This is a genomic window from Alcaligenes sp. SORT26 (assembly GCF_017377875.1).
Taxonomy (GTDB): domain Bacteria; phylum Pseudomonadota; class Gammaproteobacteria; order Burkholderiales; family Burkholderiaceae_B; genus Alcaligenes; species Alcaligenes parafaecalis.
On record NZ_CP070975.1, the window covers coordinates 3,978,942 to 4,000,023 of the forward strand.

Genomic DNA, 21,082 nt, shown 5'->3' on the forward strand with positions numbered 1-21,082 from the left:
GTGCAAGTTGTTGTAGTTTGTTCTTTAGTCTAGGGCAGCTTTTTGTTATCGTAAAATCAAATTTACGTGTACCTGATATCTGAAAAACGGATGGCTATGAAACACGAAGTGACCTTGAGACAGTTCCGCTATTTCATCGCTGCGGCCGTTAGTGGGCAGTTCTCGGCGGCGGCTCAGGCGGAGAACGTATCGCAGTCGGCAATCAGCAATGCGGTGCAAAGTTTGGAGCGTCAGCTAAATGTGGCGCTGTTCGAGCGCTTGCCGCATGGCGTGGAATTAACGCCACAGGGGCAGGCGTTTTTCCATCATGCTCACCACGTTATTGATGCCGTCAGTGATGCGCTGAATCATGCGGATTTGCGCCGTCAGAATATCGAGGGGCAGATTCGGGTAGCAGCGGGGTACACAGTGCTAGGGTATTTTCTACCCGACCTGATCAGCCGTTTCAAGCACAGTTACCCCAATATCGATATCGAGCTGGTGGATATGGAACGCCCTGAAATGGAAGCGGCCCTGCAAAGCGAGCGTATCGATCTGGGTGTTGCTATTTTGTCGAATATCACCGATCTGGCCATGTATGGGCATCATCGCTTAAGCAGCTCGCGCCGTCGTTTATGGGTGTCGGATCAACATGCTCTGGCCAATGAATCCAGTGTTTCACTGGGGCAGGTCAATAACTATCCCTTTATCTTTCTGACGGTGGATGATGCCGACACGGCCGCCAGGCGGCATTGGGGACTGCCTGGCTTTCCAGAGCGAGTGGCAATGCGGACGCGTTCACTGGAAGCCGTGCGAGGTCTGGTGGCTTATGGCTTTGGGGTGACGATTTTGTCCGATATGGTTTACCGCCCCTGGTCCCTGGAAGGCAAGCGCATCCATGCTATCGGGATTAGTGACCCGGTGGAGTCGGTGGAGGTGGGCTTGTTATGGCCGAAAGGGAGGGAACCACAAGGTTTGGTGGCCTTGTTCCAGCGCTTTTTGATCCAGGCCTGTGATCATGATATGGCCCGCGCCGGCATGGGTAGCCGACGCGGTGGGGGACTGCTTTGAGTTCGGCTTAACTCGGCTCAAGGCACCAGGGCCAGACCAATACGGAATTGCGAAGAACGATCGCGGTAGCCCAGCATGGTTTCGGCATAGCCCGAGAAGTACTGGCCATAGAGATAGCCATTCATGTTCAAAGGCGTGCGCTTTAGTGGCCAGGCAATCGAGAACTCGTGTGTGTTGCGGCTACCTGCAGCTTTGTTATACATACCGGACAGGACCAGCCCGTTGTCCTGGGCATAGCGCAGATTCCAGTCGTAACGGCCACGGTAGTGTGCCCAGTCGGCGTTTTCGCCCATAAACACATAGTGTTTGATACGTGGAGCAAACGTCAGCGTTGCACCGTGATCGAAGCGGTAATTGAACTCGGGCTGGATGAAGACTTCGTTCATGGAACGGGAGTCGTCGCCGGCCTTGCCGTTGGACGCGTGTTCATAACCGGTTGCCAGGCCCATGAACAGACGTTTCTGCTCGGATTCCCAGATGGAATCCTTGCGCCAGAAGAAGCTGGGGCGGTAAGTGGTGTCCACAAATGGCTTGGAGTCTGCGTGCAGATCCCACAGGGCTGTTTGTGTATAGCCAATATAGAAGTGGTCGTAGAACTTCGGATTGCTTGGGTCCGACGGCGAGTGCAGGCGGTACTTGAAGCTCAACTGGAAGCGAGCATTCGTGCCGCCTTTATTGCCACCAATAAAGTAGGTTGGGTCGTGGGCCGAGATCGCGTTGCTGAAGTTCTCGAAACTGGAGCTCGCTGGGCGCAAACCCTCGCCGCTATTAATGGCGGGGCCTTCAGCTTGTGCCCCGGCAGCAGCAGCCTGTGCGTAGGGCAATTCAGGATCAATGACCCGAGGATCGCTACCTGCGCCCGCATTAATTACCGGCGCGGTGGCGGGGCGTGACGTAATCGGGCTTTGGCCTTGCGAGTTGGTATCCAGCGCCAACATGACCCGCTCGCCTTCAATATTGACGGCTTGCAGGCCGGTCAACCCATTGGGGACCACAGCCCGCCAGCTATAGGCGGTGAAGTTGTTGGTGGGGATGGACGCTCGCGGTCGGGGGGTAACCAGTTCAGCCAGACTTCGGATGACGTTGCCGTCATTGTCACGCCACTGCAACACCAGATTTTGCGGGGCGGTCCAGCTCATCAAGCTGCCCGTGTCGTTGTAGACGATGGCATCAATATTGACGCTTTCGCCTGAACTGGCCTGTACTTGGCGCAACTGATACGTGATACCGGCTTGTGCGGTATTCAGGATGGCGCTCAAGAGTAGAAAGGGGGCCGATAAGATTAAAGAGTGCTTACTTAATTTCTTTGCTGTCGGCATGAAAAAGAGATCCAGAAAAACGAGTTAATCCGTACACGACTGTACCATTTGCGACTAAAAATACTACTTATAATTATTTTTCTTACAGTATTGACACTCTGAATGGCTTGCTGCTTATCTAAAACGGCTTTTCAGGCTAGAATATTCGATTGTCCTTTTCGGCCCTTATTTTCCTCCAAAATTCGGCCATGGATTAAGTCCTTGTTTATACAAGATCTTGATTTTCAGGACCTTGCATTGCCCAGTTTTCTCTGGCGATGCCATCAGAACCGGCGGGTGTAGCTCAGTTGGATAGAGCACAGGCCTTCTAAGCCTGGGGCCGGGGGTTCGAACCCCTCCACCCGCGCCAATCTTATTCCTTTTCTTGCGCGGTTTGCGCCTGGTCTGTCAGGATCGCAGTAGCGTTTTTGTGCGCTCCGTTTCTCTTGTTTATTACCATTTAACTATCTGTTTTTACAGCGAAATTCATTGTCGCGGCAAGGGTCTTTGCTGCCTGCGGGAAGGCTGTATATTGCCCGTCCTAGGCATAACCCTGAGGCGGTGCTGTTAGTAAGTATGGTGTAAGTGTCGGGCTCTAATGTTCACCGCATAGACGTCGGCAGGCGTCTTCATAGCGCCGTTTTCAGCCTTTTCGGGCTGGGCCGGTTCAATAAGATACGCCAGCAAAATAAGGCGTTCAGAACAATGCGGAGACAAACTATGCAAGACCCCCTTGTAGGTCGAATTTCGGCCAATCCTCGCTATCAGAATCTGGTCAAGACCCGGCTGCGGTTGGGCTGGATACTCACCATCGTCATGCTGGTGGCTTACTACAGCTATATCGGCATTATTGCTTTCGACAAGGAATTGTTTGCAGAGCGTCTGGGTGATGGCGTGATGACGCTGGGTATTCCTATTGGTTTTGGTGTCATTGTTTTGGCGGTTGTCATTACCGGCATTTATGTCTGGCGCGCCAATACCAAGTTTGACCAGATGGCCAAGGAAGTCCTTGAGGAGGTGCGTAAATGAAGCATTCCTATCTTCGTTCCGGCCTAGCTCTGGGCCTGATGTTGGCTAGCCCCGCCTTGCTGGCGGCGGGTGGCGACCTGGGCGAGCTGCAAAAGCAGCCGACCAACTGGACTGCCATTGGCATGTTCGCAGTCTTTGTGCTGGCGACCTTGTGGATCACCAAATGGGCGGCTGCCCGCACCAAGTCGGTCTCTGACTTCTACACGGCAGGTGGCGGTATTACAGGCTTTCAAAACGGCCTGGCCATTGCCGGTGACTATATGTCTGCGGCTTCCTTTTTGGGTATTTCGGCTGCGGTGATGATCAACGGCTATGACGGCCTGATCTACTCTATCGGCTTTTTGGTCGGCTGGCCCATCATTACTTTCCTGCTGGCAGAAAAGCTGCGCAACCTGGGTAAATTCACGTTTGCCGACGTGGCAGCTTATCGCTTCCGCCAAGGTCCGATTCGCGCCTTTGCGGCTTCGGGCACGCTGGTTGTGGTTCTGTTCTACCTGATTGCACAGATGGTGGGTGCAGGCCAGTTGATCAAGCTGCTGTTTGGTCTGGAATACTGGGTTGCCGTGGTGCTGGTCGGTGTGTTGATGATGGTCTACGTGCTGTTTGGCGGTATGACAGCCACGACCTGGGTGCAGATCATCAAGGCGGGCCTGCTGCTGTTCGGCGCTTCCTTCATGGCCATCATGGTATTGGCACAGTACGGTTTCTCTCCTGAAAAACTGTTTGCCGCTGCCGTGCAGGTCAAGACCGATGCCGCTATTGCTGCGGGTAAAGATGCGGTTCAGGCCTCCACGATTGGTCAGGCCATCATGGGCCCCGGCAACTTCATCAAGGATCCCATCAGCGCGATTTCCTTCGGTATGGCTCTGATGTTTGGTACGGCTGGTCTGCCACACATCCTGATGCGCTTTTTCACCGTGCCTGATGCAAAAGAAGCACGTAAATCCGTGTTCTGGGCAACGACCTGGATTGGCTACTTCTACATCCTGACTTTCATCATTGGCTTTGGCGCTATCGTGCTGGTGTCTACCAATCCCCGCTTCCTGGAAATTGGTGGCGACCTGATTGGCGGCTCCAATATGGCTGCCGTGCACTTGGCTGATGCTGTGGGTGGTGACGTGTTCCTGGGCTTCATGTCGGCAGTGGCATTTGCCACGATTCTGGCTGTGGTGGCTGGTTTGACCCTGTCGGGCACTTCCGCTGTGTCGCATGACCTGTACTCCACGCTGATCAAAAAAGGCGAAGCCACGAACGAGGAAGTGATGCGTGTATCGCGTACCACCACCTTGATCCTGGGTGTGGTTGCGGTGCTACTGGGCATTATTTTCGAGAAGCAGAACATCGCTTTCATGGTGTCCCTGGCCTTCGCGATTGCCGCTTCGGCTAACTTCCCGGTCCTGTTCCTGTCCATTCTGTGGAAAGGTTGCACGACACGCGGTGCCACGATTGGCGGTTTCCTGGGCCTGATCGTTGCCTTGCTGCTGACCTTGCTCTCGCCATCGGTGTGGGAAGCCACGCTGGGTAATCCTGCTGGTTCGGCTCCGTTCCCTTATGCCTCGGCTGCCTTGTTCTCCATGCCTTTGGCCTTTATCGCGATCTGGTTCTTCTCGATCACCGATAGAAGTCCACGTGCCGAGATTGACCGTGCTGGTTTTGAAGCTCAGTCGGTACGTTCCGAAACGGGTGTGGGTGCTGAAGCCGCGTCTTCGCACTAAGCCATGCTGACAGGCCGGGCTTGATCGCCCGTGCCTGGCCCTGATAGTGAAAGGGCACAAAAAACCCGGTGTGATTTCAATCACACCGGGTTTTTTTTATGGCAGTCCTAACGGCAGTCCTAACGGCAGTCCTAACGGCAGTCCTAACGGCAATGCCGCCTATTGGATGGCTTTATACCTGATCAGGGGCTGTTGCTTGGGGCAGGCCATCAAAGCGCTCGTAAAAATAGGCTGCCGCTTCGGGGGCTTGTTCGTCTTCCGCACGCAAGGTGGACAGGATATAGCGCTCGGCTTTGCCGCAGACTTGTCGATAGACATCTCGGCACAGCTCGTATGCCTGCTTGCCTGCCCAGCCTGCTGGCAGTAATTCAATAGGCAATTGAGGGTCGTGCAACTGAATACGGCGGAACTCGTGGATCAGCAAGGTGCGAATCACGAAGGCCAGTTCGTCGTTGTAAGACTGGCCCGCATTTAACATCGCCAGTGCTGGCGCAAAGCGTTGGATGAACTGCCCATAGCCGTTGGCAACCTGAGCCAAGTCCCAACTGTCCTGGATCAATTGGGACAGGGGGCGGGTCTGGGGTAATTGGGACGGCTCCAGTTTGCCTACATACACCTGAGATTGGGCCTGTGTGGCTTGCAGGATGTAATCCAGAATCGTGTGATCCGGGTTCGGGTGCAGGAACGCGGTGGGCGACAAGGCACAAAACCCTTCCCACAGCAGTTCTTTACGCAAGTCGGCCCGTTGTTTGGAATTCATCATCAGGCTGGGCATGCTGAAAATCAGTGTCCATTGCCCGTCCCAGGCCAGATAGGTCGGGGTATAGATGCGCTGATAAGCATGCTCAAAGCGCTGGCTGGCTTCGGGGCGCAAGGTGTACTGGCTGCGTCGCCCTTCGCGCTGTGCGCTGAGCCAGCCTTCTTCGGCCAGCCTGTACACACTGGTGCGCACCAGTCGGTCGCTGATCCCGAAAGGGGCCAGCAACTGGATCAAGCTACCCAGCCAAAGTTTGCCGCCATGCGGGCGAATGACGTCGCCAAACAAGGTCATGACCAGGGACTTGGCACGGGGAGGGCGATTTTCCAGATGGTGGGCGGCCCAGTGGGCCAGGTCGGAATAAGAGAGCTCGGACATTGTTTTTTTAAAGGCGCTCAAGGCTGTATAGGGACGGCACGCCTATCTGTGTAGACCGTTCAAGCGCTTGATTATAAAGGGTGGGTGCGCAAGCGGATTGAAAGATTGTGCAAGCTAGGGGCTTTCTTGAAGCTTGCAGGAGTTTTATACGCACCGACACTACAAATAAGGGCTGGCCAGCCAGATCAGGCGGTTGCGCAAGCGCTTGCCAAAGCCAATCGAACTTAAGGATTCCAGGGTGACCGCTTCGGCTTCCTCAATTTCCAGATCAATCAGGTTTTGGATTTGGCGGGCGGTGTCGCGGCTGTAGATCTCCACATCCAGCTCGAAGTTCAGACGCAAGCTGCGTGGGTCCAGATTGGACGAACCAATATAGGACCAGACGCCATCAATCGTCATCAGTTTGGAATGGTTGAAGGGGCCGGAAGCGCGCCAGACTCGACAGCCTGCGCGCAGAACCTGGTCTAGCTGGGCTGTCATGGCGTAGTTGACCAGACGCAGATTGTTTTGCCCTGGAATCACGATATCTACCTGGATGCCACGGCGGGCAGCCGTATTCAAGGCGCCCAGCAGAATCTGGTCGGGCAGAAAGTAGGGGGACTGGATGCGGATATGGCGTTGAGCAATGGCAAATGCACCTTGCAGCATATGGTGCGTGCTGGCCATGAAGCGGTCTGGGCCAGACGCAATGCAGCGTGCCGGTACGTGGGGCCGGGGGGCGGGCGAGGAGCTGGCATGCCAATAAGCAGGGGAGAGATCCTCGCGGGTCGTAAATTGCCAGTCGTGGCGGAAAGAGGCCAGCAACTGCATGACGGCGGGGCCCTCCAGGCGGAAATGCGTGTCCTGGGACGGTTTGCCGTCGCTGTATTGCGCCATAAAGGATTCGCGCAGATTCATGCCGCCTGTAAAGCCTACCGTGCCATCCACAATCAGCAGTTTACGGTGACTGCGCAGGTTGGCGTAGGGCATGCGTAAAAAGCCCAGGGGATTGGTCATGAACAAGGCGCAGCGTATACCTTCACGACGCAGGGCCCGCACAATGGGTGTGCGTGAGTATTTTGCGCCGATGGCATCGACCAGAACGCGAATCTGCACACCACGCTGGTGCGCGCGGGACAGGGCACTGACGAATTCGCGCCCCAGGCGGTCGCTATCAAAGATATAGCTTTGCAGAGCGATGGTGCTATGGGCTTGCTCAATGGCTTCCAGCATGGCGGGGTAAGCCTGATCGCCCCCCACCAGCAGGCGCACATTATTGCCGTTGCGCAACTGGCTGCGGCTGACCCGGTCACCCAGAATCTGCAAGGAACGGAAAGGCGCGCCGACCAGGGCGCCAATATCCGAGACGGGGGGATGCAGATAGGTAACCTGCTCATAGAACACGTCTGCGCTGTGTTCCAGGCGGCTTTGCCTGCGTACGCGGTTGATGCCTGCGATCAAATACAGAAACGGCCCCAGGAGTGGCGACATGATGATGACGCCTACCCAACTGATGGCGGCACGGACATCATTCTTGGTCATGGCGGCATGAATCGCCGCCGACGCGCCCAGTATCACGCTGAGTGCCAGGGCCAGATGCGGCCAGTAATCGTGCAGCAGGGAGCGCAGATGTATCAGATGCTCTTGCATGGGGTCAGGTGCTACGGTTCTTGTCGGGCAGGTCCGGACGTTGATAAAGGCTGTGCATCCAGGACGGGTTGGGTTCGCCCTTGGCCGCAAGCTGCTGCATGCGCGAGGGGGAGCGCCATACGCCACCACCAATGCCAGGGGAGGGCTGGACGCCATACCAGAACCACTGACCGTCTTCGTCTTGCGCGAGCCAGTCCCAATGGGCAGGAGCCTGATCCCAGCAGGGAAAACCGAGTGTCATCAGCAAACTTCCAGAAAATGGGACAGATTAGAGTATAAGAAAGCGTGCTTTTGTGCCAGTTTCTATTACTGAGATGGCGGGCTGAAAAGCCTGCGGGAAGGGCGGCGGAATGCGTTGAGGCCTGCGTGCATGAACTGGAGGGTGGCTAGCCATTGCGTCAAGGCTTGCTGCGCCTGGGGTTCACAATCAAACACAGTTTATTGTCCAGCCTGGACTTGTGCGGGGGTGTGCGAAGGTGCCAAACTTGCTACGATGAACAAACGCAAAAAAGCCCGCTACGTGGCGGGCTTTCAAGTATGTTCTTTTCCATTTCCTGGTTCTGTCACCGATTAAGGAGAACTGCAAAACCTTGGAAGCGGTAAATTTCTGGGGTGACCGATGGGGCTCGAACCCACGACAACCGGAATCACAATCCGGGACTCTACCAACTGAGCTACGGTCACCACTGTTTACTGCTTTTTTGCTTCCAACCGACTTTAGGGTGGGCTGCGAAGTAAAAAATGTATTCTAGCATGAATATTTTAAATAATGCAACAGTCATGCAAGAATGCCTCGACCCTCAGTCTTGCCCCGGTCTTGCCGGTCGTGGTGTGACTCAGGTTTAATGATTTCCCCTCGTAATAGCAAGGAAGCGCGAAATGTCTCAATTATTCGTCGTTCATCCCGAAAACCCCCAACCCCGCGCATTGGCTCAAGCGGCCGAACTATTGGCTAAAGGAGGGCTGTTAGCCATTCCTACCGATTCCAGTTACGCCGTTGTCGCCCGTCTGGACGATAAGTCCGCGGCAGATAGCCTGCGTCGTTTGCGTGGCCTGGATGATCGTCATCATCTGACCTTGCTGTGTCGTGATCTGGCCGAGATCAGCCACTTTGCCAAAGTGGACAATCCGCAGTATCGCTTGTTGAAAATGGCGACCCCCGGTCCTTGGACTTTTATTCTGGAAGCCACCAAAGAAGTGCCACGTCGCGTGTCGCACCCGTCGCGTAAAACGATTGGCATTCGGGTTCCGGACCAGAAAGTAGCCCTGGCCTTGATGGAACAAGTGGGCAGCCCACTGATTTCCACCACGCTGATTCCTGAAGGCGAAGACGAACCCTTGAACGATGCCCAGGAAATTCTGGAGCGTTTTGCGCACCAATTGGCCGCGGTGGTCGATGGTGGTCCTTGCCCCTTGCAAGCCACTACGGTGATCGATTTGACGGGCCCCACGCCCGAAGTGCTGCGTCGTGGTTCGGGTGATCCTGCCACCTTGGGCTTGTCCTGATCCCCTGGCTTGCACAAAATTCGCGTCCAGGTGCGTATCCGTGTTTCAATTCTGAACCTTGGGGCAGCACTCGCTGTCCCAATCAGACGGGCTGATTGTGCAGGTGACTTATCCCCTTGAATGGCGAGAGGATAAGTCCCCGGCCCGGACCAAGGATCACCATGGACTCTTTTATACAGACCTTGACGGTCTATGCTTTGCCAGTCATTTTCGGTATTACGCTGCATGAAGCCGCTCACGGCTATGTGGCACGCATGTTTGGCGATCCCACGGCCATGCTGGCCGGTCGCATCAGCCTGAACCCACTGCGGCATATCGATCCTATCGGCACGATTGTGGTGCCCGCCGTTCTGCTGCTATCCAGCGCCATGATGGGGATGGGTGGCATTTTGTTTGGTTGGGCCAAACCCGTGCCTGTGGATTGGGGCCGGTTGCGCAATCCCAAGCGCGATATGCTGTGGGTGGCCCTGGCCGGACCCGCCTCTAATATGGTGATGGCTATCTTGTGGGTTCTGTATGCCCATTTGATGGTCAAGCTGGGGCAGGGCGACAGCCGTTTCTGGATGGGTATGGCCATTGCCGGTGTACAGGTCAACCTGGTCTTGATGGCACTGAATCTCTTGCCTTTGCCGCCTCTGGACGGCGGGCGCATTGTATTTAGTCTATTGCCTAATCGTTTGGCCTATCATTATTCTCGTATCGAGCCTTACGGCATGGTCATTTTGATCCTGCTGATGTTTACCGGCGCACTTTGGACCCTGATGAGGCCTTTGATTGCGCTGGGTGAAGGCGTGTTGAAATGGTTCTTATGATTTAACGGCTTATCCGTTAAACTTGTGAGTCATTATTTTTTTGGGCTGTAGGGCCTTAAACCCGGAGATTCATCTCATCATGGCAAGTTCGGACTCTGCTATTTCCAATTTTCAGGGCAGCATGGTTGCCCTTGTTACACCCATGGATCCCAATGGGGGTCTGGATTTTGCCGCTTACCGAAAGCTGATCGACTGGCACATACAAGAAGGAACCCGTGTGCTGGTGGTCGTTGGAACCTCGGGCGAATCGCCTACGGTGTCGGTTGATGAGCACGCTGAGCTGATCAAGATCGCGGTTGAGCATGCCGCTGGGCGTGTTCCCGTGATTGCCGGTGTGGGTGGCAACTCCACGCGCGAGGCGATCGAGCTGTCGCGTCACGCCCAGGAAGTGGGTGCTGATGCCGGTTTGTCGGTGGTGCCTTACTACAACCGTCCTACTCAGGAAGGCATGTATCAGCACTTCCGTGCGATTGCCGAAGCGGTGGACCTGCCCCAGTTCCTGTACAACGTACCTGGCCGTACTGTTGCCGACCTGCAGAACGACACCGTGCTGCGTCTGGCCCAGATCCCCAACATCATTGGTATCAAGGATGCAACGGGAGATCTGGCGCGCGGTGGCCTGCTGCTGCGTGATGCGCCTGAAGATTTCATCGTTGTTAGCGGTGATGATCCTACTGCGGCTTCCTATATCTTGCTGGGCGCCAAAGGCAATATCTCCGTGACAGCCAACGTGGCTCCACGCTTGATGAGCCAGTTGTGCCAGGCTGCCCTGGATATGGACGTACCCACGGTACGTCGTTTGAACGCCCATTTGGCAGGTCTGAACAAGAACCTGTTTGTTGAGGCTAACCCCATTCCCGTGAAATGGGCCGTTGCAGAAATGGGCCTTACTCAGTTGGGATATCGTTTACCATTGACGCCGTTAAATGCACAGCATCACGAATTGCTGCGTCAATCTTTGAAACTTGCGGATCTTCTTCCATGATTGCTAAGCCAGTTAATAAAAGCCTGATCGGGCTGTCCCTGAGCCTGTTGGTGCTGTCGGGCTGCTCGACGATGGACCAGATAATGGGCCAGGGCGAATCGGTAAATTACAAGAGTACGGTTGCAGGCGATCCCCTGAGCATTCCCCCGGATCTGACCCAGGCTAACCGCGATGCGCATTACCGCGCTCCAGAAGGTGCTACGTCCTACTCGGTCTACGCACAAGGTCAAAACGCGCAGCAGGCCACCGGCGGAGCAGACAAGGTTCTGCCTCAGTCCGATGCCATCAAAGTGATGCGTGACGGCGATTTGCGCTGGTTGGTGGTGGACCGCCCTGTTGAAGATCTGTTCCCCCGCATCATCGATTTCTGGGGTGATCATGGTTTCACCATTCAGTCCCAGGACCCTCGTGCTGGCCTGATCCAGACCGACTGGGCTGAAAACCGCGCCAAGATTCCAGAAAGCTGGATTCGCAGTGCCTTGGGCTCCATCATTGACCAGGTCTTTGACAGCGGCGAACGTGATCGCTTCCGCACCCGCTTTGAGCGCGTTGGCAACAAGACCGAAATCTATGTGTCCCACCAGCACATGGAAGAAACACCGACGGCAGACGGTTCCGCCTTTAAGTGGGTGTTCGCTAAAGAAGATCCAGGCCTGAATGCAGCCATGCTGGCTCGCATGATGGTCTTCCTGGGCTCCGACATTGAAACAGCACGTGAACAAGTGGCTAACGCCTCCAAGGATCCTGCTGGCGTTCAAGTCCAGGCTTCGGACAAGGGCGACCAGGCCGAACTGGTGCTGAACGAATCCTTTGACCGTGCATGGCGTCGTGTTGGCGTAGCCATCGACTCCGCTGGCTTCTCGGTGGAAGATCGTGACCGTTCCGCTGGCGAATTCTTCATCCGTTATCTGGATTCGGATACGGGCGAGAAGATCGAACAGCAAAACATCATTGGCCGTATCTTCGGTAGCCGTAACACCGCTGAAGCTACACCGTTCCGCATCAAGCTGAGCGCTCAAGGTGCGGGCACACGTGTCTCCGTGCTGGATCAGCAAGGTCAGGAACAGACTACGGCGACAGCCAAGCGCATCATCAATGTGCTGTCCACCAATCTGCGCCCCGGCAACTGATTGTTTTGATTTGGCCCTCGGGCCGTCTGGAAAAAGCCCTGGTTTCATGCCAGGGCTTTTTTTATGCCCGAAATTCGCCCTGATATGGTTTGGCGCCAAGCCTTGCCGCTTTCTATTTATTTTTGTGAGCAGAGTGAATCTTTATCGAACAGGGCTGGACTTTCTCTAAAACAGTAAAGATAATAGGAACCATTATCATTTAATCTCTTTTAGGGAGTGGCCCATGCTGAAATCGTTTTACCGTAACGGTTCAAGTTTTTGCCTGCGTATGCTGCGTGGCACACAAGCCTCTGCTCACGCTCCTTCAGAACCCGGTGCACGCATGCTGGCCATGATCGAGGCCTTGCCGCGCCGCCGTCGCGAAGCCTTTGTGCTGCATCGCTTCGAGGGCCTGAACTACAAAGAAATTGCTGCGCGTATGGGCACCAGTCCGCGTGTGGTGGAACACTATATCCGCATGGCCATGCTGGCTTGCCGTCATAACCCAGCGCCGGTCAATCGGGTGGACGGGGCTGTGCCGCGCCCGGCTGGCTCGTATGTCTCAGGACGAGCACATGCAGCATATTGATGAGCAGGCCTTGAGTTGGCTGCTCAAACAGCACGATCCCAAACATCAGGGTGATGCTCGCAGCCAGTCTGCGTTTCGTGCCTGGCTGTCCATTGATCCCGAGCATCAGGCTGCTTTTTTGCGCTGGAAGCTGGCGTGGGAAGCGATGGACGGAATCAGCGCTGAGAACCTGAATCGCTTGCGTGCCGACTCTCAGCAAAGTGGTGTATTGACAGAGCAAGGCGGCTGGCGTCAACGACTGATGAATGCGTGCGTGGACGCCTGGTCTGCCAACCCGGCCTTGCGCTTTGCCTTGAGCGGTGCGGTGTGCCTGCTTTTGGGCGTGGCGGTTCTAGGCAGTGTTGGCAGTTATTTTTTATAGGGTCAGGCTCTGAGGTCTTGGCCTTTAGCCAGATCGGCCCAAGGCGAGCGTAGATACTGCGCGGCTTGATGAATACGCTCATCCAGATCGGGAGAAGCCAGCCGGGGAATCACCCCCAGGCAAGGGCCAGGCATATAGTCATGCAGAGTCTGCAAATTCTCCTCGATATAAGCCATCTCTGGACCGATGCAATTGGCGACCCAGCCCAGCAAAGCTAAACCGCTTGCGCGTATGGCCTGGGCTGTCAGCAAAGCGTGATTCAAGGCTCCCAAACGCAAACCGATGACCAGCACCACAGGCAATTGCAAAGCCTGTGCCAGATCCTCTCCCGTTCGCCCTTGCCCCAGCGGCAGCATGAAGCCTCCCACACCTTCGACGATCATGTAGTCGGCCTGTCCGTTCAGTTTCTGGATGTTTTGCTGAATCAGTGTGAGGTCTAATGAGATGCCTGTTTTTTCAGCAAGTACGTGAGGTGCCGCTGCCTCGCGAAACAGATACGGAGTCAGTTTCTCTTGATCCACTTGGACGCTGGAGTGTCTTGCCAGTGCGTCCACATCTTCGTTGTGCAGACGGCCATTCCGTTCCGCTGCGCCCGATGCTATCGGCTTGATGCCTAGCGTACGTGCACCCTCCCGTCCCAAGAGGTGAAGTAGGGCTGAGCTGACCAACGTTTTGCCGATTTCGGTGTCTGTTCCCGTGACAAAGCAGGCCCTCATGCGAATTCCTTCAGCAGATGAGCCAAACCACCCAGCAAGTGTTGGACCTCTGTTTCAGTCCATAGATAGCCGGGCATCAGGTAAACCGTATTGCCAATGGGGCGCAGCATCAGCCCCTGTTGCAGAGCCGAGCGGTAAAAGCGTCGTGCAAAGCCCTGGTGATCGTAGCGGGCCGGACCTGCGTCCAGTTCAAAGGCCCAGATCACGCCACAACGTCGTAGATGCTGCATTTTGGGATGACGCTGCGCCAGTGCTTGCAAACCTTCATCAATGTGTTGTCCCAGCGTGTTTTGCAGCTCATACACGGGGTACTGACGGAACAGTTCCAAGGTAGCCAGAGCCGCGCGGCAGGCTAGTGGATTTCCGGTGTAGGAGTGTGAGTGCAGAAATCCACGGCGCAGGTCCTGGTCGTAAAAACCTTGGTAGATGGCAGGGGTAGACAGCACGACTGACAGGGGCAGGGCACCACCACTAATCCCTTTGGACAGGCAGAGCAAATCCGGCCAGATGCCAGCTTGTTCACATGCAAAAAAAGTACCGGTGCGTCCGCAACCTACGGCAATCTCATCCAGAATCAAATGCACTTGATAGCGATCACACAGGCTACGCACACCGCGTAAGTAGTCGGGGGAATGCATTCTCATCCCGGCGGCGCATTGCACCAGCGGCTCCAGAATGATGGCGGCAATGTCCTGATGCGTATCCAGAATCTGCTGCAGCGATAGCAGGGCTTTTTCGGTGACTAGCGTTTGTTCTTCCGGACTTTTGGCTTGGCGCAGATCCGGGCTGGCGGCTGTGTATTGGGCGCTGAGTTGAGCACCATAATTTTCACGGAACAAAGGCACATCCGTTACGGCTAAAGCTCCCATGGTTTCACCGTGATAGCCCTGCTCAATGCCCACAAAACGCTGCTTGTACTCCTGGCCCTGGTTGCGCCAGTAATGCAGACTCAGCTTGAGTGCGATCTCCACGGCGGAGGCACCATCACTGGCATAAAAAGCATGGCCTAAATGATGGTCGCTCAAGGCGGCTAACTGCTCGGACAACTGCACGACTGGCTCATGCGTCAGACCGCAGAGCATGACGTGATCCAATTGTTGCGCCTGATCGCGAATAGCCTGCACCAGATGCGGGTGGCTATGTCCAAACAGATTCACCCACCAGGAGCTGATCGCGTCCAGATAGCGATTGCCATCGGCATCGTAAAGCCAGGCACCCTGAGCACGCTTGATAGCCAGCAGCGGCACACCCTGATCGTGATGCTGCATTTGCGTGCAGGGATGCCAGACGGCCTTCAGGCTGCGTTGGGCTAGAGGGGAGAGGGAGTTCGGATTCATGGCAAATCACCGTAAAGAATGGGCGGCTTCATGCAGAGCCTGGACCAGTTTTTCAATGTCCTGATGGCTGTGGGCGGCAGAGAGAGAAATGCGTAAGCGGGCTTGGTGACGAGGTACGGTGGGCGGCCGTATAGCGGGAGCCCAAATGTCTTTTTGCAGCAAAATTTCAGATAGCTGCACAGCAGGCTCGACCTCTCCAATCAATAGGCTTTGCACTGGCGTGTCCGAAGGGGCCAGATGCCAGGGCAAGTCCCGGCTTAAGGTTTGCAGGGTTTGAATGTTCGCTTTTAGGGAGGCGCGTTGTGGCTGGGCTTGCTTGATCAGTTGCAGGCATGCCAGCAAAGATGCGCAATGGGCCGGGGCCAGGCCCGTGCTGTATACATAGCTGCGTGCAGATTGGGTAAACCAATCCGCCAATGGGTTAGAGCAGGCAATAAAGGCCCCGCCTTGTCCGGCAGCCTTGCCAAAGGTGCCCAGATAAATCAGGCGTCGGCGCTGTTCGGGGCGAAGCAGGAAATGCTCAGCTGCCCCGCGTCCGTTCTCCCCCAGAATGCCCAGGCCGTGTGCGTCGTCCAGATACAGCAGGGCGTCATGACGTTCACACAGATCAAGTAGCGTATCAAGGGGCGCGATGGTGCCATCCATGCTGAACAGGCTGTCTGAAATTACTAGTTTGAAGCCCGTGCCTGGACGACCTAGTAAATCGTCCAGGCGCTCCATATCGCGGTGAGGATAGACCCGTAAACGGGCACCAGACAGACGGCTGGCGTCAATCAGGCTGGCGTGGTTGAGCCGGTCACAAAAAATAGTGTCGCTAGCTCCTACTAGAGCAGGAATTACCCCCAGACTGGCTTGATAACCACTGACAAACAGGCGGCTACTTTCAAAGCCACTCCATGCTGCCAACTCTTGTTCCAGTGTCTGGGCAAGCGGGTGATGTCCGCAAATCAAGGGGGAGGCAGTGGCTCCGGCGACGCTGTGGGCCTCTAGCTGTTTGAGTTGCGGGTGCTGGCTAAGGCCCAGGTAATCATTGCCAGCAAAGTTCAGCAGGACCTGGCCATTGCGTTCAATCTGCGCGTTGGGCAAGGGTAGGCTAATAGCGCGCTGCCGCCAGAGTTGCTTGGCTTTTAAAGCCGCTACTTGCTGGTCCACATGGGCAAGAAAAGCGCTCATGAGTGCGACGCCCGTAGTTGGACCGGCAGGCTGTTCCAGCCACGATAGGCAGGCAACTGAATACGTTGTCCCTGGCCTGGTTGAAGGCGGGACAGCAGGGGGAGAGTTCGTTGCAGGGTGAGCCGGGCTTCCAAATGCACCAGGCCTGCTCCCAAGCAATGATGAATGCCGTGGCCCATTGATAGTTCGGCCTGGTTGTCGCGGCTGAAATCCAGCTCGTCCGGGTCAGTAAAAACTTTGGGGTCCCGGTTGGCGGCACCTAAGAGCAGAAGCAGCAACTGCCCCTTGCGCAAGTGCTGACCGTGCCAATGCTGGTCACGCATCAGACGTCTGGCCGTGTATTGAATCGGGCTGTCGTGACGCAAGACCTCTTTAATGGCTGCGGGGATGTTTTCAGGCTGTGCCTGCAGGTGCCGCAGCTTGCGTGTGTCGCCAAGTAGAGTCTGAAAGAGCGTGCTAAGCAGATGCCGAGAGGTTTCATAGCCTGCGAAGAGCAACATACAGGACTGCGCCAGACGTTCGCGCCTGCCGTGCAGGGACAATTGCTCATCCTGCAAAAGCCGCCAAACCAGACCGCCTTCGCACAGATTGGACGTGGTGCTCAAAAAATCAGCCATATCCAGCAAGGCGTCCTGGGTGTCCATCAACAAGGGGAGATCAGGGGTTGCTTGCCCTATAAATCGCGCCAGTTGCTCGGACCAGTCCTGGAACACGGACAAGGGTAATGCCTTCAATCCGAGTACATCCATCATGACCAAGGCGGGCAAGGGGCGGCAGAGTTCATCAACCAGATCCGCAGGACCATGCTGCAGCTTTTCTTCCAGATTCAGAAGGATCTGCGTGACGCGGCTATCAATCGTGCCATGCAGGGATTCCAGTGCTTTGGGGCTAAAGGCAGCATTGACGACGCGTCGCACGCGGGTGTGACGGGGGCGATCCAGAAAAACCAGCGTTCTGGCCATCAGGCCTTTGAAAGCCTGCAGGCGAGGGGAGGGAGCGGCACCGGCTTGAGACACCCATCCTCCCACACGTCGCACACTTAAATCGGGATGGCGCAGGGCGGTTTGTACATCCTTATGTCTGTGAACCAGCCAGGCCCCACCACAGAAATCCGCATCCCACACCAAAGGCGGCCCCTGATGGAGGCGGGCATAAGCCGCATAGGGGGACGCAAGATTGAAATCGCCAAACATGACACTGTTTCCTGAAGATCAAAGCCAGCGCAGGCTAGCACTCGATCTGGAAAGAGGCAGTCAGGAGATTGTGTCTATTAATTCTTTCAGTGTGTTTTGCCGGATTTAGGTCGAATTTGATGTCTTCTGGTGTCTATAGATGGAAGTTGGGTAACTATTTTTTACAATAAATTGAAGTAGTGGAGCCCTGGTTTCAAGGTCTTGTTCTGCCCGGAGAAATAGAAAAACCCGGCTCAAGGCCGGGCTTTTTTTCTGCTTTCAGGATTGCTGCTTCCAGGACTGCTGTTTGATAGACAGCCTGATGATAGAACAGGTCAGGTGCCGCGCTGTATAGCAGCCAGTATTGTTTCTGTGAAAGCCACGGCTCTTGATTTCAAGCGTATGGATTCGAGTGCTTAGTTATCCATCAACGGGCATCCGAAGCGGTAGGAAGGGCTTCATTTCCCAGCTTTGCTGGTTTCCGTTGTGGCAGCTTCCCGTTCAAAATGAAGTACGCCAACAGACCAATCACCAGCCCCCAGAATGCCCCGCCAATCCCGAACAGGGTGATATTCGCGGCCGAGGCCAGAAAGGTAATCAGCGCCGCTTCACGCGATTTGGGTTCGGCCATTGCGCCAGCCAAACTGCCGCCAATCGTACCCAGCAGAGCCAAACCAGCCAGAGTGGTGATGAATGTTGCGGGGAAGGCCATGAATACGGCGGCCAAGGTCAATCCAAAGATACCGACCAGAATATAAAAAATACCTGCAGCAATCCCGGCGATCCAGCGTTTGGAGGGATCCTGATGTGCTTCCGGTCCTGTACAGATGGCGGCGGTAATGGCGGCGACGTTCATGGCATGAGAACCAAAGGGCGCCATGATCAGTGAGCCCAGGCCAGTCACCCACACAATCGGGTTGGCACTGGTGCGAAAACCATCGTTACGCAGAACCAGCATGCCTGGCATATATTGGCCAGTCAGAGTGATCAGAAACAAGGGCAAGGCCACGCTCAGCAAGGCATTCAGCGTGAAGACCGGCATGGTAAATACAGGGGCTGCCAGCTCCAGCTTCAGGCCGCTCAGGTCGACACGATGCTCCAGCAGGAGAAAGGCCAGACCCAGGATCAGAATCCCCACCACGGCATAGCGTGCAGAAAAGCGTTTGATGATCAGGTAGGCCAGAATCAGCAAACCAGCCAGTTTCGGGTCCAGCGTCATGCTGCCAAAGGCCCCAATCCCGAATTGCAGCAGAATCCCGGCCAGCAAGCCTGCAGCAATCCCGTTGGGAATCAGACGAATCAGGCGCTCGAAGTAGGATGACAGGCCCAGCACGACAAAGGCCGCCGCTGATATCAGATAGGCTCCGATGGCTTCTTCGTATGGCGTACTAGCCAGGGCGGTCACCAGGAAAGCGGCCGCAGGGGTAGACCATGCCGTGATGATAGGTTCATGCGAAACCCAGCTTAAAAGCAGGCCGGTCACACCGACACCAATCGAAATCGACCAGACCCAAGATGCGGTCAGTTCCGGGCTGAGCCCGGCGACTTTGGCGGCCTGGAAAACCAGAATAAAGGTGCCGCCGTAATTAACGATGACCGAGATCAGACCAGCCACGATAGGCGGGATCAGATCACTGATTAAATAGGATGAGGACGATCGAGAGGTAGACATAGTGCTCAGCGCTTTCCAAAAGGAGAGATGACAAACGAGCACTATTTATAGCGATTAAATGGACTGGCCTGATAGGACGCTTTCAGGGTGTAGGGCAGACCACTTTTGAATTCGGCAGGTGCCTGACTACAGGGAGTGGGGTGGGTTACGTGATTTTTGAGTGTGGCCCGAGCTGGATTGAAGCGGGGCTGCAAAGCCACCAATGGTGGCTTTATGACGAGTTGCTCGTCTTGTGAATCGCATTTTTCATGATAGTACTTTTTGCTGCTGTATGGCGTGAATAATGCTGCCACAGCCACAGCCACAGCCACAGCCACAGCCACAGCCACAGCCACTGCTACTGCCCCAGCCGCAGTCAGCGGATGTATCAGGCTTTCGATTCCTGAGGTGTCAGAAATAAAAAAGCGGGGCAGCCTGCAAGCTGCCCCGCTTTTTTCCTGAACTCGCCAGAGCTAGTGGCTTAGTGCTCAGTTTTCCTTGAACTGCAGCCAGCCGTCATCCAGCCAGGCATTCAGCATTTCCAGTTCGTCCTCATCCAGTTCTGCAAATGCGTCGCCAGAGGTGGGGAGCTCGCGTTGATCAGCCAACAATTTCAGTGCCGGGCTGGCCGGGCAGGGGGCCACTTCACCGTTGATGTACAGCTCATCGCCGCGATACATCATGCGCGAGCAGCGGTCCAGCACCAGACGACCTTCGGGCAGATCAGGGTCATGTAAATCAACCGGATCTTCCGCGATGTCGAACCAGCTATTGCTGGGCAATTCGGTCAGCCAGACACCCAGGAAGCGAGAGGCCAGTGCCTCATCAAAACGAATGGCGTTCAATGCATCCAGCGACTTCTGAATCAGATTTTCTGGCAGGGCGGCGGGTGTGCTGCTGGCCAGAGCATCCGGGTCGGTGTAGCGGTTTTGCAGGGATGCAGGCATGTCGATGGGTGGGTCTGCATACAGGCCAAAGCCTTCATTACTGGCAGCAGCCAATTGATCCGACGCGGCATCCATCAAGCCACGCGCCAGCGTTGCCTGGGTGGGTGAGCGAAAGCCGATGGAAATCGTCATGCAGTCGCCAATCGCAATGCCGTCATGCGCGACATGGGGGGGCAGATACAGCATGTCGCCGGGTTCCAGGGTGAACTCTTCTTCTACCTGGAAATTGCGCAAAATCTTCAAGGGAAGGTCAGGCACCAGGCTCAGGTCTTTTTGCTGGCTGATGCGCCAGTGACGCTTGCCGTGGGCTTGCAGCAGGAACACATCGTAGCTGTCGAAATGCGGGCCTACGCCACCGCCGTCAGAAGCAATGCTGATCATGGCATCGTCCAGACGGGCATCGCCAATGAAGCGGAACTGACGCATCAGGGCAGCGGTATTGTCGTCATGCAGATCCACGCTTTGTGCCAGAGCAGTCCAGTTGGGCTGCGAGGCGGGTGGCAACTCGTCAAAGGGCCCGGTTTCCATCTCCCAGTCCTCGCCGTCATGAATGATCAGGCGCGATTCGACCTCTTCACGCGTTACCAGCTCGCGGATATTGTCTATGCTCAGCGAGTGCTTGAAATTAGGGATGGCGCCGCGTATCAATAAAGGTTTGCGTTGCCAGTAGGTTTGCATGAACTCATGCGCGCTGATGCCGCCCAAAAGGGTCAATGGCTGGTCGATATTCATGGACTGCCCGAACAAGAATTAAATTAGCCCGTAGCTTAACTGATCCGGCCTGTCCCGGTGTATGGCTAGCCTGCGTATCAGGCGTATCCAGCGCAAAGAATCCAGAGAAATATTCACGAAATAGAGTGATTGATTC

Annotated in this window: 19 protein-coding genes and 2 tRNA genes; 10 read left to right on the forward strand and 11 right to left on the reverse strand. The window is 55.5% G+C overall.

What is annotated here, in order from left to right:
* Positions 1-90: 90 nt before the first annotated feature.
* Positions 91-1,050 carry a LysR family transcriptional regulator gene (locus tag JYG33_RS18150; protein WP_207873518.1) on the forward strand — a complete coding sequence of 320 codons (960 nt, stop codon included), beginning with the start codon at positions 91-93 and terminating at the stop codon, positions 1,048-1,050.
* Between the two features lie 17 nt (positions 1,051-1,067).
* On the opposite strand, the gene JYG33_RS18155 is transcribed toward JYG33_RS18150, so the two are convergent.
* Positions 1,068-2,309, reverse strand: coding sequence for a phospholipase A (locus JYG33_RS18155; protein ID WP_243430222.1), 1,242 nt, complete (start codon positions 2,307-2,309; stop codon positions 1,068-1,070).
* 332 nt (positions 2,310-2,641) lie between these two features.
* On the opposite strand from JYG33_RS18155, the gene JYG33_RS18160 reads away from it, so the two are divergent.
* From JYG33_RS18160 to JYG33_RS18170, 3 genes are all read left to right on the forward strand, one after another.
* Positions 2,642-2,718 (forward strand) — tRNA-Arg (locus JYG33_RS18160).
* Between the two features lie 350 nt (positions 2,719-3,068).
* The gene (locus JYG33_RS18165) at positions 3,069-3,377 is read left to right on the forward strand and encodes a DUF485 domain-containing protein (protein WP_207873520.1); all 309 of its coding nucleotides are present in this window, start codon (positions 3,069-3,071) and stop codon (positions 3,375-3,377) included.
* A complete protein-coding gene (locus JYG33_RS18170; RefSeq protein WP_207873521.1) occupies positions 3,374-5,092 on the forward strand; it encodes a cation acetate symporter in 1,719 nt (572 codons plus the stop codon). Before JYG33_RS18165 ends, JYG33_RS18170 begins: the two co-directional genes overlap by 4 nt.
* Positions 5,093-5,264: 172 nt before the next feature.
* Here the strand turns inward: JYG33_RS18170 and paaX are convergent, their stop codons facing one another.
* The 4 genes from paaX to JYG33_RS18190 all read right to left on the reverse strand — a co-directional run bounded on the left by paaX (position 5,265) and on the right by JYG33_RS18190 (position 8,540).
* Positions 5,265-6,227: a phenylacetic acid degradation operon negative regulatory protein PaaX gene (gene paaX / locus JYG33_RS18175; RefSeq protein WP_207873522.1), complete on the reverse strand. Its 963-nt coding sequence runs from the start codon at positions 6,225-6,227 to the stop codon at positions 5,265-5,267.
* A gap of 159 nt (positions 6,228-6,386) precedes the next feature.
* Positions 6,387-7,856, reverse strand: coding sequence for a phospholipase D-like domain-containing protein (locus tag JYG33_RS18180; protein WP_207873523.1), 1,470 nt, complete (start codon positions 7,854-7,856; stop codon positions 6,387-6,389).
* Between the two features lie 4 nt (positions 7,857-7,860).
* The gene (locus JYG33_RS18185) at positions 7,861-8,097 is read right to left on the reverse strand and encodes a hypothetical protein (protein WP_207873524.1); all 237 of its coding nucleotides are present in this window, start codon (positions 8,095-8,097) and stop codon (positions 7,861-7,863) included.
* A 367-nt stretch (positions 8,098-8,464) separates the two neighbouring features.
* Positions 8,465-8,540 (reverse strand) — tRNA-His (locus tag JYG33_RS18190).
* Between the two features lie 195 nt (positions 8,541-8,735).
* Between JYG33_RS18190 and JYG33_RS18195 the strand changes: the two genes are divergently transcribed.
* The 6 genes from JYG33_RS18195 to JYG33_RS18220 all read left to right on the forward strand — a co-directional run bounded on the left by JYG33_RS18195 (position 8,736) and on the right by JYG33_RS18220 (position 13,218).
* A complete protein-coding gene (locus JYG33_RS18195) occupies positions 8,736-9,362 on the forward strand; it encodes an L-threonylcarbamoyladenylate synthase (protein WP_207873525.1) in 627 nt (208 codons plus the stop codon).
* 161 nt (positions 9,363-9,523) lie between these two features.
* On the forward strand, positions 9,524-10,174 hold the full coding sequence (locus tag JYG33_RS18200; protein ID WP_207873526.1) for a site-2 protease family protein: 651 nt from the start codon (positions 9,524-9,526) through the stop codon (positions 10,172-10,174).
* A 79-nt stretch (positions 10,175-10,253) separates the two neighbouring features.
* On the forward strand, positions 10,254-11,159 hold the full coding sequence (gene dapA / locus JYG33_RS18205) for a 4-hydroxy-tetrahydrodipicolinate synthase (protein WP_207873527.1): 906 nt from the start codon (positions 10,254-10,256) through the stop codon (positions 11,157-11,159).
* Positions 11,156-12,289: an outer membrane protein assembly factor BamC gene (bamC, locus tag JYG33_RS18210; RefSeq protein WP_207873528.1), complete on the forward strand. Its 1,134-nt coding sequence runs from the start codon at positions 11,156-11,158 to the stop codon at positions 12,287-12,289. The genes dapA and bamC overlap by 4 nt, the downstream gene beginning before the upstream one ends.
* Positions 12,290-12,512: 223 nt before the next feature.
* Positions 12,513-12,857 carry a sigma factor-like helix-turn-helix DNA-binding protein gene (locus tag JYG33_RS18215; RefSeq protein ID WP_207873529.1) on the forward strand — a complete coding sequence of 115 codons (345 nt, stop codon included), beginning with the start codon at positions 12,513-12,515 and terminating at the stop codon, positions 12,855-12,857.
* A complete protein-coding gene (locus JYG33_RS18220) occupies positions 12,844-13,218 on the forward strand; it encodes a DUF4880 domain-containing protein (protein ID WP_207873530.1) in 375 nt (124 codons plus the stop codon). The genes JYG33_RS18215 and JYG33_RS18220 overlap by 14 nt, the downstream gene beginning before the upstream one ends.
* A 2-nt stretch (positions 13,219-13,220) precedes the next feature.
* On the opposite strand, the gene bioD is transcribed toward JYG33_RS18220, so the two are convergent.
* The 6 genes from bioD to JYG33_RS18250 all read right to left on the reverse strand — a co-directional run bounded on the left by bioD (position 13,221) and on the right by JYG33_RS18250 (position 20,946).
* On the reverse strand, positions 13,221-13,934 hold the full coding sequence (gene bioD / locus JYG33_RS18225) for a dethiobiotin synthase (protein WP_207873531.1): 714 nt from the start codon (positions 13,932-13,934) through the stop codon (positions 13,221-13,223).
* Positions 13,931-15,271: an adenosylmethionine--8-amino-7-oxononanoate transaminase gene (gene bioA / locus JYG33_RS18230; protein WP_207873532.1), complete on the reverse strand. Its 1,341-nt coding sequence runs from the start codon at positions 15,269-15,271 to the stop codon at positions 13,931-13,933. The genes bioD and bioA overlap by 4 nt, the downstream gene beginning before the upstream one ends.
* A 6-nt stretch (positions 15,272-15,277) precedes the next feature.
* On the reverse strand, positions 15,278-16,444 hold the full coding sequence (locus JYG33_RS18235; protein WP_207873533.1) for an 8-amino-7-oxononanoate synthase: 1,167 nt from the start codon (positions 16,442-16,444) through the stop codon (positions 15,278-15,280).
* Complete coding sequence (locus tag JYG33_RS18240; RefSeq protein ID WP_207873534.1) at positions 16,441-17,637, reverse strand: cytochrome P450; 1,197 nt, start codon at positions 17,635-17,637, stop codon at positions 16,441-16,443. The genes JYG33_RS18235 and JYG33_RS18240 overlap by 4 nt, the downstream gene beginning before the upstream one ends.
* 406 nt (positions 17,638-18,043) lie before the next feature.
* Positions 18,044-19,288, reverse strand: coding sequence for a benzoate/H(+) symporter BenE family transporter (locus JYG33_RS18245; protein WP_207873535.1), 1,245 nt, complete (start codon positions 19,286-19,288; stop codon positions 18,044-18,046).
* 467 nt (positions 19,289-19,755) lie between these two features.
* Entirely contained in the window at positions 19,756-20,946 is a 1,191-nt protein-coding gene (locus tag JYG33_RS18250; RefSeq protein WP_207873536.1) for a cupin domain-containing protein, read from the reverse strand.
* Positions 20,947-21,082: the final 136 nt, after the last annotated feature.

Excerpts from the sequence above, each read along its gene's own strand:
- JYG33_RS18150 (WP_207873518.1), top strand. The coding sequence starts at position 91 with ATGGCTATGAAACACGAAGTGACCTTGAGACAGTTCCGCTATTTCATC.
- JYG33_RS18165 (WP_207873520.1), top strand. The coding sequence starts at position 3,069 with ATGCAAGACCCCCTTGTAGGTCGAATTTCGGCCAATCCTCGCTATCAG.
- JYG33_RS18170 (WP_207873521.1), top strand. The coding sequence starts at position 3,374 with ATGAAGCATTCCTATCTTCGTTCCGGCCTAGCTCTGGGCCTGATGTTG.
- paaX (WP_207873522.1), bottom strand. The coding sequence starts at position 6,227 with ATGTCCGAGCTCTCTTATTCCGACCTGGCCCACTGGGCCGCCCACCAT.
- JYG33_RS18180 (WP_207873523.1), bottom strand. The coding sequence starts at position 7,856 with ATGCAAGAGCATCTGATACATCTGCGCTCCCTGCTGCACGATTACTGG.
- JYG33_RS18185 (WP_207873524.1), bottom strand. The coding sequence starts at position 8,097 with ATGACACTCGGTTTTCCCTGCTGGGATCAGGCTCCTGCCCATTGGGAC.
- JYG33_RS18195 (WP_207873525.1), top strand. The coding sequence starts at position 8,736 with ATGTCTCAATTATTCGTCGTTCATCCCGAAAACCCCCAACCCCGCGCA.
- JYG33_RS18200 (WP_207873526.1), top strand. The coding sequence starts at position 9,524 with ATGGACTCTTTTATACAGACCTTGACGGTCTATGCTTTGCCAGTCATT.
- dapA (WP_207873527.1), top strand. The coding sequence starts at position 10,254 with ATGGCAAGTTCGGACTCTGCTATTTCCAATTTTCAGGGCAGCATGGTT.
- bamC (WP_207873528.1), top strand. The coding sequence starts at position 11,156 with ATGATTGCTAAGCCAGTTAATAAAAGCCTGATCGGGCTGTCCCTGAGC.
- JYG33_RS18215 (WP_207873529.1), top strand. The coding sequence starts at position 12,513 with ATGCTGAAATCGTTTTACCGTAACGGTTCAAGTTTTTGCCTGCGTATG.
- JYG33_RS18220 (WP_207873530.1), top strand. The coding sequence starts at position 12,844 with ATGCAGCATATTGATGAGCAGGCCTTGAGTTGGCTGCTCAAACAGCAC.
- bioD (WP_207873531.1), bottom strand. The coding sequence starts at position 13,934 with ATGAGGGCCTGCTTTGTCACGGGAACAGACACCGAAATCGGCAAAACG.
- bioA (WP_207873532.1), bottom strand. The coding sequence starts at position 15,271 with ATGAATCCGAACTCCCTCTCCCCTCTAGCCCAACGCAGCCTGAAGGCC.
- JYG33_RS18235 (WP_207873533.1), bottom strand. The coding sequence starts at position 16,444 with ATGAGCGCTTTTCTTGCCCATGTGGACCAGCAAGTAGCGGCTTTAAAA.
- JYG33_RS18240 (WP_207873534.1), bottom strand. The coding sequence starts at position 17,637 with ATGTTTGGCGATTTCAATCTTGCGTCCCCCTATGCGGCTTATGCCCGC.
- JYG33_RS18245 (WP_207873535.1), bottom strand. The coding sequence starts at position 19,288 with ATGTCTACCTCTCGATCGTCCTCATCCTATTTAATCAGTGATCTGATC.
- JYG33_RS18250 (WP_207873536.1), bottom strand. The coding sequence starts at position 20,946 with ATGAATATCGACCAGCCATTGACCCTTTTGGGCGGCATCAGCGCGCAT.